The organism is Mycobacterium sp. NGS68, from assembly GCF_059812195.1.
Genome location: NZ_JCALCE010000009.1, coordinates 210,043 through 228,130 on the forward strand (window position 1 = coordinate 210,043; position 18,088 = coordinate 228,130).

The 18,088-nt window shown below is 70.1% G+C and carries 14 protein-coding genes; 12 read left to right on the plus strand and 2 right to left on the minus strand.

The window, feature by feature from the left end; all coding sequences use genetic code 11:
- The first annotated feature begins 521 nt into the window (after positions 1-521).
- Together AC5Y5V_RS12860 and AC5Y5V_RS12865 are read left to right on the plus strand one after the other, a co-directional pair.
- Positions 522-4,736 (plus strand): PE family protein, encoded by a 4,215-nt coding sequence (locus AC5Y5V_RS12860; RefSeq protein WP_499935301.1) that lies wholly within the window; start codon positions 522-524, stop codon positions 4,734-4,736.
- A gap of 130 nt (positions 4,737-4,866) precedes the next feature.
- Positions 4,867-5,712, plus strand: coding sequence for a thioesterase family protein (locus AC5Y5V_RS12865; RefSeq protein WP_499935303.1), 846 nt, complete (start codon positions 4,867-4,869; stop codon positions 5,710-5,712).
- Between the two features lie 6 nt (positions 5,713-5,718).
- On the opposite strand, the gene AC5Y5V_RS12870 is transcribed toward AC5Y5V_RS12865, so the two are convergent.
- Together AC5Y5V_RS12870 and AC5Y5V_RS12875 are read right to left on the minus strand one after the other, a co-directional pair.
- The gene (locus AC5Y5V_RS12870) at positions 5,719-7,950 is read right to left on the minus strand and encodes a CaiB/BaiF CoA transferase family protein (protein WP_499935305.1); all 2,232 of its coding nucleotides are present in this window, start codon (positions 7,948-7,950) and stop codon (positions 5,719-5,721) included.
- Positions 7,947-9,416: an aldehyde dehydrogenase family protein gene (locus AC5Y5V_RS12875; protein ID WP_499935307.1), complete on the minus strand. Its 1,470-nt coding sequence runs from the start codon at positions 9,414-9,416 to the stop codon at positions 7,947-7,949. The genes AC5Y5V_RS12870 and AC5Y5V_RS12875 overlap by 4 nt, the downstream gene beginning before the upstream one ends.
- A 192-nt stretch (positions 9,417-9,608) precedes the next feature.
- On the opposite strand from AC5Y5V_RS12875, the gene AC5Y5V_RS12880 reads away from it, so the two are divergent.
- From AC5Y5V_RS12880 to AC5Y5V_RS12925, 10 genes are read left to right on the plus strand one after another with little or no spacing between them, the layout of a single operon-like run.
- Positions 9,609-10,784, plus strand: coding sequence for a cytochrome P450 (locus AC5Y5V_RS12880; RefSeq protein WP_499935309.1), 1,176 nt, complete (start codon positions 9,609-9,611; stop codon positions 10,782-10,784).
- Positions 10,785-10,787: 3 nt separating this feature from the next.
- Complete coding sequence (locus AC5Y5V_RS12885) at positions 10,788-11,975, plus strand: acyl-CoA dehydrogenase family protein (RefSeq protein WP_499935312.1); 1,188 nt, start codon at positions 10,788-10,790, stop codon at positions 11,973-11,975.
- Positions 11,976-11,989: 14 nt separating this feature from the next.
- Complete coding sequence (locus AC5Y5V_RS12890; RefSeq protein WP_499935315.1) at positions 11,990-12,535, plus strand: FAS1-like dehydratase domain-containing protein; 546 nt, start codon at positions 11,990-11,992, stop codon at positions 12,533-12,535.
- The gene (locus tag AC5Y5V_RS12895; protein WP_499935317.1) at positions 12,535-12,933 is read left to right on the plus strand and encodes a Zn-ribbon domain-containing OB-fold protein; all 399 of its coding nucleotides are present in this window, start codon (positions 12,535-12,537) and stop codon (positions 12,931-12,933) included. Before AC5Y5V_RS12890 ends, AC5Y5V_RS12895 begins: the two co-directional genes overlap by 1 nt.
- Before the next feature lie 13 nt (positions 12,934-12,946).
- On the plus strand, positions 12,947-14,062 hold the full coding sequence (locus tag AC5Y5V_RS12900; RefSeq protein ID WP_499935319.1) for an acyl-CoA dehydrogenase family protein: 1,116 nt from the start codon (positions 12,947-12,949) through the stop codon (positions 14,060-14,062).
- Positions 14,059-14,505, plus strand: a complete 447-nt coding sequence (locus AC5Y5V_RS12905; protein WP_499935324.1) for a MaoC family dehydratase — start codon at positions 14,059-14,061, stop codon at positions 14,503-14,505. Before AC5Y5V_RS12900 ends, AC5Y5V_RS12905 begins: the two co-directional genes overlap by 4 nt.
- On the plus strand, positions 14,502-15,683 hold the full coding sequence (locus AC5Y5V_RS12910) for a lipid-transfer protein (protein WP_499935326.1): 1,182 nt from the start codon (positions 14,502-14,504) through the stop codon (positions 15,681-15,683). The genes AC5Y5V_RS12905 and AC5Y5V_RS12910 overlap by 4 nt, the downstream gene beginning before the upstream one ends.
- Before the next feature lie 11 nt (positions 15,684-15,694).
- Positions 15,695-16,765: a zinc-binding dehydrogenase gene (locus AC5Y5V_RS12915; RefSeq protein ID WP_499935328.1), complete on the plus strand. Its 1,071-nt coding sequence runs from the start codon at positions 15,695-15,697 to the stop codon at positions 16,763-16,765.
- Positions 16,765-17,379, plus strand: coding sequence for a TetR/AcrR family transcriptional regulator (locus AC5Y5V_RS12920; RefSeq protein WP_499935330.1), 615 nt, complete (start codon positions 16,765-16,767; stop codon positions 17,377-17,379). The genes AC5Y5V_RS12915 and AC5Y5V_RS12920 overlap by 1 nt, the downstream gene beginning before the upstream one ends.
- Positions 17,376-17,885, plus strand: coding sequence for a GNAT family N-acetyltransferase (locus AC5Y5V_RS12925; RefSeq protein WP_499935333.1), 510 nt, complete (start codon positions 17,376-17,378; stop codon positions 17,883-17,885). The genes AC5Y5V_RS12920 and AC5Y5V_RS12925 overlap by 4 nt, the downstream gene beginning before the upstream one ends.
- Positions 17,886-18,088 lie beyond the last annotated feature (203 nt).

Sequence of the window (18,088 nt, forward strand, 5' to 3'; positions counted from 1 at the left end):
TCAACAATGCTGCGGCGAGCGCTATAAGTGGCAGGCGGCATTGACGCTGATGAGAGAAGTTCATGACGTATCTCATTGTGATGCAACGTGATTCACGTCAGCAAAGTCATGAACATCAGAGAAGGGCGGATTCGGCGCAGCATTCCGCATCGCGCCTCAAAACAGTTAGCAGGCAAATCACGAATCGGCTGCGCGTCTCACCGAATGCGCGTAAGACGGTATGTAGTGTTTCGGGCTCGTCTATGGATGTGGCCTGAGGACTTTAGGAGCACCATGTCGTTGCTAATGGTCGCAACGCCCGATGTCTTTCACAGAACATCGGCAGACCTGGGCGGCATCGGGGAGTCGATGAAACCGACCAGCCGTGGGGGCGACACGGTCCGCGTCGCGCGGCGACGCCGGCCCTCTCTGCAGTGGCGGCTTTGGCACACCATTCCTCAACCACACGCGTGTCAATTGAAGACCGGCGTGAGGGCATCGGTCGCAGAATTGTCCGTCGGTTAGCTAGATGAGGGGTCGAGATGTCGTCTTATGTGTTGGTGGGGCCGGAGGTTTTGGTTGCTGCGGCGGGGGATCTGAGTGGGATTGGTGAGGCGTTGGGGGCGGCGGCGGCGGCTGCGGCACCGTTGACGACTGGGATTGTGCCGTTGGCCGGTGATGAGGTGTCGGCGGCGGTGACGCGGTTGTTCGGTGTTTACGGGCAGCAGTTTCAGGCGCTCAGCGCGCGTAGCGCGGCGTTTCATGCCGGGTTTGTGCAGTCGCTGCTGGCCGGTGCGGGGTCCTATGCCGGCGGGGAGGCGGCCAATGTGTCGTTGTTGCACAGTCTGGTGCAAGAGGCTCAGAACCTGACGCTGTTTTCCCCGGTGCAGTTGGCGACGGGGCGCCCGTTGGCTGGCAACGGGGCTAGTCAGGCCGCGGGTAGCGGTCTGGCGGGGGGCGACGGCGGTTGGATTCTGGGTGACGGCGGCAACGGCGGATCGGGTGCCGCCGGCGGGGCCGGTGGGGCCGGTGGGTCGGCGGGGCTGTTCGGGGCCGGTGGGGCCGGCGGGGCGGGCGGCAACGCGACGACCGCGGGCGGTCACGGCGGGGCCGGTGGGGCCGGCGGGGCCAACGGGTACCTGGGCGGCGGTAACGGCGGGGCTGGCGGGGCCGGCGGCAGCGGCGGTGCGGGCGCAGCCCAGACCGGGCAGGGCGGCGGGGCCGGCGGTGACGGCGGGACCGGTGGGGCCAATCGGCAGTGGGTGTCGGTGGCCGGGGTCGGCGGGGCCGGCGGTGACGGCGGTGGCGGCGGTGCCGGGGGCTCGGGTGGGGTGGGGCCGGCGGGTGTGACCGGACAGGCCGGCGGGGCCGGTGGGGCCGCCGGGGCCGGCGGGGCCGGCGGGGCCGATCAAGCACTCATCGGCGGCGCCGGCGGGCACGGCGGTGACGGCGCGACCGGCGGGGTCGGCGGGATGGGCGGATTCGGCGGTGATGCCACGGGTGTTGGCGCCAACGGCGGTGACGGCGGGACCGGCGGGACCGGCGGTCACGCCGGGGCCGGTGGCGCCGGTGGCGCGGTAACCGTGGCGACTAATTCCCTGGGCACTGTCGGCGCGGCCGGCGACATCGGCCGTGGCGGCGCCGGTGGCGCGGGTGGGACCGGCGGCATCGGGGGCACCGGTCTGGCCGGCACCGACGACCCGCTCACCCCGACCGGGGGTCATCAGGGCGGCCAGGGCGGGGCCGGCGGCCACGGCGGTGACGGCGGGGCCGGCATCGGCGGAGTCGGCGGCGGTGCCGGCGGCAACGGCGGCAACGGCGGGACCGGCGGCACCGGCGGTGACGGCGGCACCAACACCGGCACCGCCGGCGGCAACGGCGCCGACGCCGGCAAGGGCGGCACCGGCGGCGGCGCGGGCGCGGCCGGTAACGGCACCGACGGCGGCGCTAACGGCAACATCGGCGCCGGCGGAACCGGCGGCAACGGCGGAACCGGCGGTAACGGTGCCAACAACACGGTCAACGGCATGTCGGGCGCGTCGCCCGACCCAGGTCAGCAGGGTGGCCAGGGCGGGGCCGGCGGTAAAGGTGGTGACGGCGGCGCCGGCATCGGCGGAGTCGGCGGCGGCCTTGGCGGCAGCGGCGGGCTCGGCGGTAGCGGGGGCAACGGCAGCAACGGCGGCGACAACACCGGCACCACCGGCGGCAACGGCGCCAAGGGTGGCGACGGCGGCAACGGCGGCGGCGCGGGTGCGGCCGGCGTGGGCGTCGACGGCGGCGCTAACGGCCACATCGGCCACGGCGGGGTCGGCGGCAACGGCGGCGACGGCGGTAAAGGCGCCAACAACACGGTCAACGGCATGTCGGGCGCCACGCCCGACCCAGGTCAGCAGGGCGGCCAGGGCGGCGACGGCGGTAAAGGCGGTGACGGCGGAGCCGGCATCGCCGGAGTCGGCGGCGGCCACGGCGGCAACGGCGGCACCGGCGGTCACGGCGGCAACGGCAGCAACGGCGGCGACAACACCGGCACCACCGGCGGCGGCGGCACCAACACCGGCAACGGCGCCAAGGGCGGCGACGGCGGCGACGGCGGCGGCGCGGGTGCGGCTGGCGCGGGCGTCGACGGCGGCGCTGACGGCAACATCGGCCACGGCGGCACGGGGGGCAACGGCGGCAACGGTGGCCACGGCGGGGACGGCGGCGCCGGAAACAACGACCCCAACCCGACCAACGGTCAGCAGGGCGGCCAGGGCGGCGACGGCGGTAAAGGCGGCAACGGCGGAGCCGGCATCGGCGGAGTCGGCGGCGGCAACGGCGGCAACGGCGGCAGCGGCGGGACCGGCGGCACCGGCGGCCACGGCGGGACGAATACCGCCAGCACCGGCGGCCTGGGTGCCGACGGCGGCATCGGCGCCGACGGGGGCAAGGGCGGCACCGGCGGCGGCGCGGGCGCGGCCGGTACCGGCACCGACGGCGGCGTTGACGGCAACATCGGCACGGGCGGCGTCGGCGGCAACGGCGGCACCGGCGGCAACGGCGCCAACAACACGGTCAACGGCATGTCGGGCACCAGGCCCGCGGTCCCCGACGACGATGGCGGCGCGGGCGGCAACGGCGGTAACGGCGCGAACCTCGGCCCCACCGGAGGTGGCCCGGGCGGCCAAGGCGGCGGCGGGGGCCAGGGCGGTGACGGCGGGGCCGGCATCGGCGGAGCCGGCGGCGGGGCCGGCGGCAACGGCGGCCTCGGCGGTGACGGCGGCAACGGCAGCAACGGCGGCGACAACACCGGCACCACCGGCGGCAACGGCGCCAAAGGCGGCGACGGTGGCGACGGCGGCAAGGCCGGGGCCGCCGGTCAGGGCACTGACGGCGGCGCCAACGGCAACACCGGCCACGGCGGCACTGGCGGCGACGGCGGCAACGGCGGCCACGGCGGGGCCGGCATCGCCGGCACCGACGACCCCAACCCCACCAACGGTCAGCTGGGCGGCCAGGGCGGCGACGGCGGTAAAGGCGGCAATGGCGGAGCCGGCATCGACGGCGTCGGCGGGGGCAACGGCGGCAATGGCGGCATCGGCGGGACCGGCGGCACCGGCGGCCTGGGCGGCACCAACACCGGCAGCACCGGCGGCCTGGGTGCGGGCGGCGGCCAGGGCGGCACCGGCGGCGGCGCGGGTGCGGCCGGCACGGGCGTCGACGGCGGCGCTGACGGCAACATCGGCACCGGCGGCGTCGGCGGTCAAGGGGGCAAAGGCGGTGGCGGCGGCACTGGCATCCTCGGCACGCCCGGAATCTCGCCGGTCATCGGCGGTGCGGGCGGCGGCGGCGGTGCTGGTGGTACCGGCGGCACCGGCGGTGCGGGCATCGGCGGAGTGGGTGGCGGCGCCGGCGGCCAAGGCGGTACCGGCGGCACCGGCGGCGACGGCGGCATGGGCGGCGAGTTCACCGGCGTCCCCAGCGGTTTCAACGATGTCAGCGCGGCCGGCGGGGCCGGCGGCAACGGCGGAACCGGCGGTGCCGGCGGGGCGCCCGGCGCGGGTAGCACCACCGGCGGCCAAGGCGGTGACGGCGGTAACGGCGGCAATGGCGGCTTCGGGGGCACGAACACCACCGGCACCGCTACCGCCTTCGGGTACGGCGGTGGCGGTGGTGGCGGCGGCGCGGGTGGCCATGGTGGCGACGGCGGAGGTGGCGGGGCCTCGGGCGGCAACGGCGGCAACGGCGGCGACGGCGCCGACGGAGGACCTGCGGCGAGTGGCATCACCCAGGCCGTCGCCGCCGGCGGCTTCGGCGGAGGCGGCGGCGGAGGCGGCAACGCCTCCGGCGCGACCGGCGGCACCGGCGGTGGAGGCGGCGGCGGAGGCGGGGGCGCCGCGGCCGGCGGGGGCTCCGCAGGCGGAGGCGGAGGCGGAGGCGGCGCGGCCGGCGGTCCCGGCGGTACCGCCGGAAACGGCGGCGCGGGCGGCGACGCCTTCGTTCCGGGTGGCGGCGGGACCGGCGGCACCGGCGGCGTCGGCGCACCGGGCGGCACCGGCGGTGGTGGTGGCGGCGGCGCCACAGCGGGATCGACTGGCACGTCTCTAAATGGGGGTCCCGGCCAAAACGGTGTCGATGGCGGCGCCGGCGGGAACAACGGCGCCGAGCTGTTTGCCGTGGTCGGCGGCGCAGGCGGCAACCACGCCGGCGTGGGTGGCGCGGGCGGCGGGGCGTTCTTTGCCTTCACCCCCGCCGCCGGCGGCGACGGCAAGTCCGGTTAACACCACCTAGCAACGCCGAGGCGACGGCGCGAGAGACTACAACGGCAGCCCAAAAGGCGGCCCACGGACGCGGCTGGCGTCCAAGCCGTCACCAAACTCTGACCCAGAATCGGAACGCAACCGAGCACCAATGATCAGCAGCCGACCCTTCACCGACCTCACCACCACCCATGACCTCGGTAATGGGGTCTACCGCGCCACCGTCGATCCCACGTGGACCATCGGACCCAAGGTGCACGGCGGCTGCATGATGGCGATCTGCGCCGCGACCGCACGTCGGAGCATCGGCGATGCGGCTGACTTGGTGCCAGTTGCGCTGAGCGCCAATTACATCAGCCCTCCAGATCCCGGCGAGGTGCAGCTCACCACGAAGCTCCGCCGGCGCGGACGACAGGTATGCCTCGTCGATGTGGAACTCTCACAGAACGAATGCACCGCGGTGACCTGTTCGGTCACCCTCGGTCCCGTCGACACAAAGCCCCCACGACACGTCGAAGCGCTGCCCGTGTCGGACATGCCGGTCCAGCCGCCCGCTGACGCCATACGCGTCTCAGCAACACATCTGCTGGGAAAGATCCTCCACGTGGGCCAAGGATGCGAGCTACTGATGGATGCCGCCACCGCCGGCTTCCTCAGTGGGCAAAAGGGTGCCCCGCTCAACCGGATGTGGGCTCGCCCGTTTGCCGATGACGAAGCCGACTCCGCCGTCGCAACGCTCTTTGCGATCATGGCCGGCGACATCGCCCCGCGGGTGACAGTGAACTGCGGCATCTTCGGCTGGACCCCGACCGTCCAACTCACCACCTATTTACGGCGCCGCCCCACCCCCGGCTGGATGCGCGTAATGGCCAGCTCAACCGTCCTCGGCGACACCTGGTTCGAGCAGGACCATGTCGTCCTCGACGCCACCGGTCAGGTCGTCGTCCAAAGTCGCCAATTGGCGTTGCTGCCCAAAGACTCCTCGTCGGACCGGTAGATACCGTCAGCTCAGCACCCGCTCCCCGATAACTCGACCCTCCCGCAATTCGGCGATGGCAGCGTCGCAAAGGCCGAGCCCGCGCAGGATTTCGTCGTTGTGCTGCCCGAGGGTCGGCGGCGTGGTGCGGTGGTGCCGGGAGGGCCCTGGCGTGATGCGAAACGGCCAGCCGGGAAAACGCCACGCCCCGGTGATCGGGTGCTCGAACTCCTCGTAGAATCCCCGGGCGTCGAGTTGGGCGAAGTCGTACATCTGGGTGCCGGTGGTGACGCCTTCAGTCGGAATACCCTGTGCTCTAAGGCTTTCGACGATGGCGTCCGCGGTCTGGGTGCGGGTCCAGGCGGCGACGAGTTCGTCGAACACGTCGTGGTCCAGCGTTCCGGTGTCGGGCACCGACAGCGCCACCCAGCCGTTCTCGACACTGGTCGGGTAAACACCTTGCAGCCAGCCGCGCTGCCTGTTGCCTTCCCGCGGCCGCACCACACCGTTCATCGAGTACTCGATCACCGGCTCGGCGGTCAGGCATGCGGCCACCTCGATTTGGGCGATCTCGATCAGCTGACCCTCGCCGGTGCGACGCCGATGTTCCATCGCCGCCAGCAGCGCGACCGCGGCGTGTACGCCGACGACGGGGTCGGCCGGCCCCTGCAGGTTGCACGGCGGCCCGTCGGCGTAGCCGGTGGCGGCAGTCATTCCGGAGGTCTGTTCGAAGTTGAGTGCCCAGCCGACGTAGTCGCGCCACGGGCCCTGCAATCCGTAGCCCGGCATGCGGACGGCGATCACCTCGGGGTTCAGCTCGACCAGCGAGTCGTAATCGAGGCCGAACTGCTCCACCACCCGCGGCGAGAAGTTCTCCACGACGACGTCCGCGTCCGCGGCGAGCCGGTGGGCGATGTCGCGGCCGCGGCGCGTACTCAGGTCGAGGGTGATGTCCTTCTTGTTCAGGTTGGTGGCCTGCCACAGTGCACTGCGCTCGTACCAGTCGTCGCCCTCGAAAGGGTAAGCGCCCGAGTAGCGGAACCCGTCGGGGCGCTGGATGGACTCCACCTTGACGATGTCGGCGCCGAATGCGCCGAGGTAGCAGGTGAGGTAGGCGCCGGCCCAGAATGTGCTCAAGTCCAGCACGCGCAACCCGGTAAACGGCATGGGACCCGTTGTCGGCGAGAATGATTCAGCATGCGAAGACCAGCGGGCCCCAGCCCCCCGGCACGGCGCCGGACCAGGTCGGCCCACCGGCGTTTTGGACATCCGGAACGGCGCCCCGGGCCGTCGGACACCGCCGCTCTCGATGTAGAAGCCGCGTTCGGCGTACTGCGGCGACTCCGGGGCGGTGGCTCCGTCGTTGACCGGCGCGGTCGGAATGCGCATGGCCTGACCCAGTTCGATGATTTCGGCGACGGTGCGCTCGGCGAGCAACGGCAATGCCTTGTCGAAGAACTCGGCGCGTTCGGGGCCACCCAGCATGATCGAGATCTGGTGCTCGCCGAACTCCGGCAATCCCAGCATCGCGCACACGTCGAGCCAGTGTTGCCCGGTGAGACAGTTGATGCCCACCCAGCCGTCTGCGGCCCGCACCACGCCCAGCAAGGGTCCCGCCTTGACATTCGTCGGCAGCCCCAGGCCGCGCATGCGCTCTGCCATCAGCATCGGGTACGGCAGCGCCGACAGCAACGCCTCGAACTCCGACACGTCGACCACGCGGCCCGGACCCGACAGCCGCAACGCCGTCAACGCCCCCAGCGCCCCGTACGCCCCCGCGACGTACTCGGCGATGCGGGCACCGGCCTGCACCGGCGGGCGCTGCGGATCTCGGGGGCTGACCCAGCCCGATACCGCCTGCATTGTCAGCGGCGATTCGCTGCGGTCCCGCCACGGTCCGGTCTGCCCGAAGTGGGAGATGCTGAGCCACACCAGGTTTGGGTTGACATCCCGCAGTCCCCAGTCGTCCAGGGTTCCCGGCGGCAGGTTCTCGACCAGGATGTGTGCGTCGGCCAGGAGTGCGGATGCCTCGGCCAAAGTGGCGCTGCCCTTGCCCGCGTTGAGGTATTCGAACAGTCCGGAGCGCTCCGGATCTACGACTCCCCCGCGGAACGGTCCCCAGTACCGCAGCGGATCCCCGTCGGGCGGCTCGATCTTGACGACCTCGGCGCCGAGGTCGACGAAAAGCTTTGCGGCGTAGGGACCTGAGATCTCGGTCGCGATTTCGACGATGCGGAGCCCGGCGAGGGGTCCCGTCACGCGGGGACCCCGATGGCCTTCTTCTCCATGTACTGGTGCAGTCCGCCGATGCCCCCGCCCTCGCGCCCCAGACCGCTCAGCTTGAAGCCGCCGAACGGCGCATCGCCCGGGCCGACGCCGTTGACCGCGATCTGGCCGGTGCGGATGCGCCGGGCGACGCCGACGGCGCGGTCGGTGTCGGCACCCCACACCGCGCCGGACAGGCCGTACCGGGAGTTGTTGGCGATCGCCACCGCGTCGTCGTCGTCGCGGTAGCGCAGCACCGACAGCACGGGCCCGAAGACTTCCTCCTGCGCAAGGGTCGAATCGGGGCCGACCTCGGTGAGAATCGTTGGCTCGAAATAGAATCCGACGTCCAGATCGGAGGGCCGCCCGCCGCCGGTCACCAGCTTGGCCCCGTCGTTGACGGCGCCGTCGACGAGTGCGGCGACGCGGTCGCGCTGCGCCGCGCTGATCAGCGGCCCCATCTGCACATCCGGATCGGTCGGGTCGCCCACCTTCACCTGACGGGCCAGCGCGGCCAGCCGGTCGAGGACGTCGTCGTGCAGCGAGTCGGGCAGCAACAGCCGGCTGTGCAGGATGCAGGCCTGCCCGGCGTGCAACGAGCAGCAGTCGAACAGCATCTGCGCCAGCATCTCGTCGGTGACCACGGTGTCGTCGAGGATGATGCTCGCCGACTTGCCGCCCAGCTCCAGCAGGATTCTCTTGAGGCTGTCACCCGCCGCGGACATGACCTGGCGACCGACGACCGAGCTGCCGGTGAAGCTGATCATGTCGATCCGCGGATCGGTGGTCAGCAGCTTGGCGGCCTCGAGCCCCGACGGCGTGACGACGTTGACCACGCCGGGCGGGATGTCGGTGTGCTCGTCGATCAGCCGGGCCAGCGCGAGGCCGGCCAGCGGGGTCAGCGGCGACGGCTTCAGCACCACCGTATTGCCCGCTGCCAGAGCATTATTGAGCTTCATCACGTTCAGGCAGTGCGGGAAGTTCCACGGCGTCAGGATGGACACCACGCCCAGCGGCTCGTGCCGCAGCAACGTTTTTCCGGCGCCGATCCCGGTGACCTCCTGGTCGGCCAGCTGCGATGCGAGCTGGGCGGCGTGCATCGACATGAACGCGGCCCCGTCGATCTGCATCATCCGCTCGTTCGCGATGCAGCCCCACTCCACCTGCGACAGCGCGAAGAACTCGTCGGCGTGCTTCATCAGCGCGTCGCCGAGCTGGTTGAGGCAGCCGGCGCGCTCCTGCGCGCTCATGGTGCCCCACGGCCCGCTGTCGAACGCCCGCCGCGCGGCGCCGATCGCCTCGCTGACCTGCCCCACGCCCGCGTCGGGAGCGGTGGCGATGGCCTGCTCGGTGGCGGGCGAGATGTCCTCGTAGCGACCGCCGTCCGGCTCGACCCATCGCCCGTCGATGTAGAGCTGGTAGGTGTCGACCAGTTTTGGCAGCTTTGAAACCGTCGTCATCTGCTTCCTCACGCCACGCGTCGGTCATCTAACCGTCCGGTGTACACCCGCGAGACTCCGCCGTCAATCGTCTGAGACGTGAATTCGTGGCTATACCAGTGCCTTGGGTCCGTATTGACAGTCGAGGACGGCTGCGGGTAGACACACTTCACAGGACAGATTGCTTCAATCTGTCGGATACGGAGACGGCCCGTGCAGACTGCGATCCCTTTGCACTCCCCCGACTTCTACGCCGGCGACCCCTACCCCGCCTATCGCGAGCTGCGCGCCCGGGAACCGGTGTGCTGGAACGACGTCACCAACTTCTGGGCGTTGCTGAAGTACGAGGACATCCGGTACGTGTCGAGCACTCCGGCGCTGTTCTCGTCGACCAAGGGCATCACGATCCCCGACCCGGCGATGCCGAGCCCGGTGCAGGAGGGCAACCTCATCTTCAGCGACCCGCCCCGGCACCGGCAGATGCGCAAGCTGATCAACTCCGGCTTCACCCGCCGCCGGGTGGCCGTGCTGGAACCGAAGATCCGCGAGATCGTGCGCGGGATCCTCGACGGCATCGAACCCGGTTCGGTGCACGAGTTCGCCGAGGAGATCGCCGCCCCGCTGCCCACCCGCATGATCGCCGAGCTGATCGGCGCGCCGCCGGACGACTGGGAGCAATTCCGCGCGTGGTCGGACGCGGCCACCGGGACCGCCGACCCGGAAATCGAGCTCGACCCGTTCGTGGCCATCGGGCAGCTGTTCGAGTACTTCCAGAAGCTGATCGCCGCCCGCCGCGCCGAGCCGCGCGATGACCTGTTGTCGGTGCTGGCCGAGGCGGAGATCGACGAACACCGGCTCTCCGACGAGGAGCTGCTCAACTTCGCGTTCCTGCTGCTGGTGGCCGGCAACGAGACCACCCGCAACCTGATCGCGCTGGGCACGCTCGCGCTGATCGAACACCCCGACCAGTGCCGGTTGCTGGTCGAGGATCCCCACCTGATCCCGAGCGCGGTCGAGGAGATGCTGCGCTGGAACAGCCCGGTGGTCCACATGGCCCGCACCGCGACGGCCGACGTCGAGATCCGCGGCCGGCTGATCCGCGAGGGCGAGGTGGTGGTGATGCTGTACGGGTCGGCCAACCGCGACGAGGACATCTTCGGCCCCGACGCGGAGGAGTTCAAGGTGACCCGCCACCCCAACCCGCACATCGCCTTCGGCTGCGGCGAACATTCCTGTGTCGGTGCGCAATTGGCGCGGCTGGAGGCGACGGTCCTGTTCGACGAGCTGCTGCGCCGCTTCCCCACGCTGGAGCTCGTCGGTCAGGTGGACCGGATGCGGGCCACCATGGTGCCGGGGGTCAAGCGGATGCCGGTCCGGCTGGGAGCCTGAGACGTGCAACTCGAATACACCCCCGAACAGGAGCAGCTGCGCGCCGAGATCCGGGCCACGCTCGAACAGGTGATGACGCCCGAACGCACGGCCGCGGTCAGCGAACGGCTCGAGGGCGGGCCCGCGGTGCGGGACTGCGTGCGGGCCCTGGCGGCGGCCGACCTGCTGGGCGTCGGCTGGCCGAAAGAGTTTGGCGGACGCGGATTTACGGCGATCGAGCAGTTCATCTTCGCCGAGGAGGCCCGCCGGGTCAACGCGCCGATCCCGCTGGTGACGCTGAACACCGTCGGGCCCACGTTGATGCAGTACGGCACCGAGGAGCAGAAGCAGAAGTTCCTGCCGGCGATCCTGGACGGCAGCGTGGAGTTCGCGATCGGCTACTCCGAGCCCGGGGCGGGCAGCGATCTGGCATCGCTGCGCACGACGGCCGTTCGTGACGGCTCCGACTACGTCATCAACGGCCAGAAGATGTTCACCAGCGGCGCCGCCTACGCCGACTACATCTGGCTCGCCGCCCGCACGGACCCGAACGTCAAGAAGCACAAGGGCATTACGATATTCGTCGTCCCCACCGACTCGCCCGGTTTTTCCTGGCGGCCACTGCACACCATGCCGGGCGTGTCCACGTTCTACACCTTCTACGACGACGTGCGGGTCCCGGCGAGTGCGATCGTCGCGGGCGAGAACCTGGGCTGGCAGCTGATCACCACCCAGCTGAACTTCGAACGCGCGGCCCTGGGCAATCTCGGCGCTCTGGAGCCGCTGTTCGAGAAGACGCTGGCCTGGGCCAGGGCCACCGAGCTTGACGGAGGGCGCGTCATCGACCAGCCCTGGGTGCAGCTCGCGCTGGCCCGGGTAGAGGCGCAGGTGGCCGCCTACAAACTGGTCAACCTGCGGGTGAACGCGGCCATGACAAAGGGCGTCCTGAGCATGGGGGAAGCGTCGGCCGCCAAGGTATTCGGCACCGAGCTCACCCAGCAGGTCGCCCGCGAGCTGCTGGAAGTGCTCGACCGCAACGGTTTACGCCACGGCTCCGACGCTCCCCTGCGCGGCGCGCTGGAGTCGGCGTACCGGATGGCGGTCATCAACACGTTCGGCGGCGGAGCCAACGAACTGCAGCGTGACATCATCGCGATGGCCGGATTGCTCATGCCGCGGGCACCCCGCGACCTGCGAGCTTCGACTAAGTAGGAGGACGACCACAAGTGACCGAAGCAGATACCGTCGCCGCCAAGGTCCGCGCGCTCGTGGGCCAGCCCACGGGTGGCAGCGGAAAGCCCACGGTGGCACCGGATCCCGTCAACCAGCCGATGATCCGGCACTGGGCGTACGCGCTGGCCGACATGAACCCCGTCTACCTCGACCCGGAATTCGCGGCCGCGTCGCGGTTCGGTGGGATCGTCTCCCCGCCGGTGATGCTGCAGACCTGGACCATGCCGTCGCCGCTGCTCGAGGGGATCGGCGAACGCGGCGGCGCCCCCATGGTGATCAAGTCCAACCCGACCGCCTTCCTGGACGAGGCCGGCTACACCAGCACGGTGGCGACCAACTCGGAGTTCGAGATCGAGCGGTATCCCCGGCTGGGCGACGTCATCAGCGCGACGGCGGTGTACGAGTCGGTCTCCGACGAGAAGAAGACCGCGCTGGGCACCGGCTTCTTCCTGACCTGGCTGACTACCTACACCAACCAAGACGGTGAAGTGCTGGGGCGGCAGCGATTCCGCGTGTTGCGATTCAGGCCGGCCAACTGATGGCCACCCGGATGGCGCCGACGATCAGCGCGGACACCGAATTCTTCTGGAACGGGCTGCGGGAACACAAGTTGCTGATCCAGCGCTGCGGCGGATGCGGCGAACTGCGTCACCCGCCCCGCCCGATGTGCCCCCGCTGCCGCTCGCTGGACTGGTCGCCGATCGAGTCGTCGGGCCGGGGCACCGTCTACAGCTACGTGATGCCGCACCAGCCCCGGTTCCCGTTCTTCGACTACCCCTACGTCGTGGCGCTGGTGGAACTCGAAGAAGGCGTGCGGGTGGTGTCCAACCTGACCGACATCGACCCGGCGGACATCACGGTCGGAATGCCGGTCGAGGTGTACTACCAGGCTTTCGATAACGACCTGGTGCTGCACCAGTTTCGCGCGAGCGGATAGACCAGGGGAGAACATGGACTTCACCTTCACCGAAGAGCAGGAGACCATCTCCAAGCTGGCCCGCGATCTGTTCGAGCGGCGCGCGACGCCCGAACGACTGACGGAGCTGGAATCCGGCGAGACACGTTACGACGACACGCTGTGGCGGCAACTCGCGGCCTCCGACCTGCTGGGCGTCGCCCTGCCGCAGTCGGTGGGCGGAAACGGCGGGAGTTTCGTGGAACTCGGCGTGCTGCTCGCCGAGATCGGCTGGAGCGTGGCGCCGGTACCGGTGTATCCGACGCTGCTGCTCGGCGCCGACCCGATCGCCCGGCACGGCAACGAAGAACAGCGGCAACGGTTCCTGCCCGGCGTCGTTGCCGGCCAACGCATCCTGACCGCCGCCCTGGCCGAGCCCGGCCGCTCGGATCCGTGCATGCCGTCCACCACCGCGCGCCGCGACGGCCCGAACTGGCGCCTCGACGGCGCAAAGGAACTGGTGCCGGCCGCCCAACTCGCCGATACCGTGCTGATTCCGGCGTCTACGGACGACGGCGAGCCGGGGCTGTTCCTGGTCGCGGCCGACGCCCCCGGTGTGCAGATCCGGCCGGTACGGACCACCGACCGCGAACCGTACGCCGACGTATTGCTGGACGGGGCAGTGGTTTCCGACGGCGACCGGCTGCGCGGCGACGTCGGGTCGCTGCACTGCCGTGCGCTGGTGGGGCTCTGCGCCATCCAGCTCGGCGTCGTCGAGCGGGCGCTGCGGATCGCGGCCGAATACACCACGGGCCGAGAGCAATTCGGGCGCCCGATCGGCAGCTTCCAGGCGGTGCAGCAGCGGATGGCCGACGCGTTCATCGATGTCGAGGCGATCCGCTGGACCACCTGGCACGCGGCGTGGCTGATCGCCCGTGAGCGGCCCTTGACACTGACAGACCGGGCCGCCCGGATCGCCAAATTCTGGGCCGCCGAGGCCGGCGCCCGCGTCGCCGCCACCGCCCAGCAGGTCCACGGCGGCATCGGAATCGACATCAGCTATCCCCTGCACCGCTACTTCCTCTGGGCCAAAAACAACGAACTCAGCCTCGGGCCGGCCGCCGCTCAGTTGGCCAGCCTCGGTGCGACCTATTCGGAAGGACAGGCATGACGACACTCAAGTGGGCGGACATTTCGGTCGGCGACGAGGTCGCCCCGCTCGAAGTACCGATCACCACAACGATGATCGTCGCCGGCGCGATCGCGTCCCGCGACTTCATGCCGGTGCACCACGACCGCGACTACGCAAACAAGCAGGGCTCCCCCAACCTGTTCATGAACATCCTGACCACCAACGGGTACTGCGTGCGGTTCCTCACCGACTGGGCCGGCCCAGAGGCGATGGTCAAGAACCTGTCCATTCGCCTTGGCGTGCCGTCGTTTCCGGACGACCCGCTGCGCTTCACCGGCAGCGTGACCGGGAAAACCGAAGGGACTGAAGGCGAGAACTTCATCGAGGTGACGTTCGCCGGCGCCAACAGCCTCGGCAACCACGTCTCGGGCACCGCGATCCTCAGCCTGCTCGACGGGTCGTCCGAAAAGGCAACCGCATGAGCCGCTCGCGCCCCAGCAGCCTGCCCGGCAGCTGTGCCATCGCCGGGATCGGCCAGACCGAGTTCTCCAAGGAATCCGGCCGTAGCGAACTGCAATTGGCGTGCGAGGCGGTGAGCGCCGCGCTGGACGACGCGGGCCTGTCGCCCGCCGACGTCGACGGCATGGTCACGTTCACGATGGACGCCAGCGACGAGATCGACATCGCCCGCAACGTGGGCATCGGTGACCTGAGCTTCTTCAGCCGCGTGCACCATGGCGGCGGCGCCGCGGCCGGCACCGTCGTGCACGCGGCGATGGCCGTCGCCACCGGGGTCGCCGACGTCGTCGTCTGCTGGCGCGCCTTCAACGAACGGTCCGGCTTCCGGTTCGGCGGCAGCGGCCGCACCAGCGCGGAAACCCCACTGTTCATGGCGCACTACGCGCCGTTCGGGCTGATCACTCCCGCGGCCTGGGTCGCGCTGCACGCCCAGCGTTACATGTCGACGTACGGCGTCACCAACGAGGATTTCGGCCGGATCGCCGTCGTCGACCGGGCGCACGCCGCCCGCAACCCCGACGCCTGGTTCTACGAGCGCCCGATCACCCTGGAAGACCACCAGAGCTCACGCTGGATCGTCGAACCGGTGCTGCGCCTGCTGGATTGCTGCCAGGAGAGCGACGGCGGCGTCGCTCTGGTGGTTACCAGCGCCGAACGCGCCCGCGACCTGCGCCAGCCGCCGGCGGTCATCACCGCGGCGGCACAGGGCGCGGCCTACAACGGCGAGATGATGACCAGCTACTACCGCGACGACATCACCGGGCTGCCCGAGATGGGGGTGGTGGCCGAGCAGCTGTGGCGCGATTCGGGCCTCAAGCCGCAAGACATCCAAACGGCTTTCATCTACGACCATTTCACGCCGTTCGTATTCACCCAGCTCGAGGAGCTCGGCTTCTGCGGGCGCGGTGAGGCAAAGGACTTCGCCACCGTCGAACGCCTTTCACTGGGCGGCGAACTGCCGATCAACACCAACGGCGGCCTGCTTGGCGAGGCCTACATCCACGGCATGAACGGCATCACCGAAGGCGTGCGCCAGGTGCGGGGCACGTCGCACAACCAGGTCGACAACGTCGAGCACGTACTGGTCACGTCGGGCACCGGCGTGCCCACCAGCGGCCTGATCCTCGCACCGGCCAACTAGAGGGGAGCATCATGCCCAAGCTCGCAGTGCTGACCGCCCACGGCGGACCGATCGAGCTGGCCGACTTCCCGCTCACCACACCGGCTCCCGGAACCGCGGCGCTCAGGCTACGGATGGCCGGCATCTGCGGATCGGACCTGCATATCTTCCGCGGTGAGCTGCCGCTGCCCTGCCCTTTCGCGATGGGTCACGAGATGGTCTGCGAGGTGGCCGAACTCGGCGAGGGCCTCAGTTGCGATGCGGCCGGGCAGCCGCTCGCGGTCGGTGACCGCGTCGTCACGCCCTACTTCTGGTTCTGCGGGCAGTGTCACGCCTGTGTGCGCGGCCGGTCGTACGCGTGCCAGAACCTGATGGCCGGCGAATACCGCACGCATGAGCAGGCACCACACTTCGTCGCCGCCTACGGCGAGTACTACTACACCACCCGGCGCCAGCCGCTGTACAAGGTGCCGGAGGAGCTGTCCGACGAGGCCGTCGCGCCGCTGAATTGCGCGCTGGCCCAGGTGTTGTTCGCTTTGCGCGACGTGCGCCTGGGCGATACCGTCGTCATCCAGGGCGCCGGCGGCCTGGGCATCAACGCGGCCGCCGTAGCGCGTTCCGCCGGCGCCGCGGAGGTGATCGTGATCGACAAGATTGCCGAGCGCCTCTCGGTAGCATCGGATTTCGGTGCCACCCGGTGCATCGACGCCAGCGGCCTGTCGGCCTGGGAAGTCACCGAGCAGGTGCACCGGCACACCGACGGCATCGGCGCCGACTGGGTGCTGGAGGTCGTCGGCGTGCCCGGCGTCATTCCCGACGGTGTCGGCTTCCTCAACAATGGCGGCACGCTGCTCGAGGTCGGCAACGTCGGGATGGGCCGCACCTTCGAAATGGACCCCAGCGCGCTGGTCTATGGCAACAAGTCCATCCGCGGGGTGTCGTTCTACGAGCCGGTAACGCTGGCGGTGGGCCTATCCTTCCTGGCGCACACCAGCTTTCCGTTCGAGCGGCTGATGCCCAAGCCGTTCCGCCTCGCCGACGTCAACGACGCGTTCGCGTCGGCCGATGCCGGTCTGGTGCCCCGGGGCGCGCTGGTGCCCTGATGACCCAGTCCTCCGTTTCCCAGGCGAGCGAGACCCGTGAACTCATCCTGGAGTCCGCCTACGCCTGTTTTCGCAAGCATGGCCTGCTGAAGACGACGATCGTCGATATCGCCAAGGAGGCCAACGTATCCCGCAGCACCATCTACGAATACTTCCGTGACAAGGGCGCCATTCTGGAAGCCTGCGCCGAGCACGCCTCCGAGCAGTTCTACCGCGAGATGTCCCGGGCGATGGCCGGCGGCGGGTCGCTTGAGGAAAAGCTCTCCAAGGCAGCGGTGTTCGTGACGCAGGCGCGGCGCGCCATCGCATCGGAGGAGTACTTCGACGAAGACGCCATCAGCCTGCTTCTGACCAAGGACGCCGCGGTGTTGTTGCGCGAATGCGTGGACTTCTTCGCGCCCTATCTTTCAGCGGCCAAGCTCACCGGCGAGGTGCGCAAGGACCTCGACGTCGAATCGGCCGGAGAGTGGTTCTCGCGCATACTTTTCTCGTTGTTCAGCACCGCGTCGCCGATCCGCGATATGGACGATCCCGACGTCGTCGCCGAGTTCGTCAGCGCGCACGTGGTGCGCGGCTTCGCCGGCGATCGCCCGCGACCCAGGCGGCAGGGTTGACGGAAATCCGGGCGGCTTGTGCGGAGGACGCGCCGGCGGTCGCGCGGGTGCACGTGCGGTCCTGGCAGGTGGCCTATCGCGGACTGATCCCCCAGGCCTACCTCGACAGCCTCAAGCCCGAGGTCTGGGCGGCGAAATACGGCTTCCAGCGCACCGGGCCGGGGCGACCGGTGACATTGGTCGCGGTGGACGGAGACACCGTCCGTGGCCTGGCGATCATGGGCCCGTATCGCGGTGACGACCTGTCGAATGCCGGTGAACTGGCGGCGTTTTACGTCGATCCCGAACATTGGGGCACTGGCGTGGGGCGCCTACTGCTCGCCGCCGCGCGAGAGCGCCTGCGCGCCGACGGCTACACCGAGGCCGCCCTGTGGGTGCTGGACGGCAATGCCCGCGCGATTCGGTTCTACGAGCGCGACGGCTGGGTGTCGGACGGTGCGCGGCAGACCAGGACCGTCGCGGGCGCCACCTTGGTCGAACTCCGCTACCGCAGGGCGCTGGGTTAGCCTGCGCGAGCAGACGCAAAAGCCCCCTCTTTGGGCCCTTTCGGGGGGCTTTTGCGTCTGCTCGTGGTGACCGTTAACCCCTTGCGTCACTGTGGGTTTCTTGTCGGTGGGTGTTCCTAGACTGTGGGGCATGGCAGCGAGCACGCGTGAGGAGATCGTGGAGGTCTTCACCGCGCTCGATGCTCAGATGGACCGGCTGTGCG

What these genes read in the sequence shown, in the direction of transcription:
- AC5Y5V_RS12910 (WP_499935326.1), top strand. Translation starts at nt 14,502, where the DNA reads ATGAGCCGCTCGCGCCCCAGCAGCCTGCCCGGCAGCTGTGCCATCGCC.
- AC5Y5V_RS12895 (WP_499935317.1), top strand. Translation starts at nt 12,535, where the DNA reads ATGGCCACCCGGATGGCGCCGACGATCAGCGCGGACACCGAATTCTTC.
- AC5Y5V_RS12920 (WP_499935330.1), top strand. Translation starts at nt 16,765, where the DNA reads ATGACCCAGTCCTCCGTTTCCCAGGCGAGCGAGACCCGTGAACTCATC.
- AC5Y5V_RS12875 (WP_499935307.1), bottom strand. Translation starts at nt 9,416, where the DNA reads ATGACGACGGTTTCAAAGCTGCCAAAACTGGTCGACACCTACCAGCTC.
- AC5Y5V_RS12865 (WP_499935303.1), top strand. Translation starts at nt 4,867, where the DNA reads ATGATCAGCAGCCGACCCTTCACCGACCTCACCACCACCCATGACCTC.
- AC5Y5V_RS12900 (WP_499935319.1), top strand. Translation starts at nt 12,947, where the DNA reads ATGGACTTCACCTTCACCGAAGAGCAGGAGACCATCTCCAAGCTGGCC.
- AC5Y5V_RS12905 (WP_499935324.1), top strand. Translation starts at nt 14,059, where the DNA reads ATGACGACACTCAAGTGGGCGGACATTTCGGTCGGCGACGAGGTCGCC.
- AC5Y5V_RS12860 (WP_499935301.1), top strand. Translation starts at nt 522, where the DNA reads ATGTCGTCTTATGTGTTGGTGGGGCCGGAGGTTTTGGTTGCTGCGGCG.
- AC5Y5V_RS12915 (WP_499935328.1), top strand. Translation starts at nt 15,695, where the DNA reads ATGCCCAAGCTCGCAGTGCTGACCGCCCACGGCGGACCGATCGAGCTG.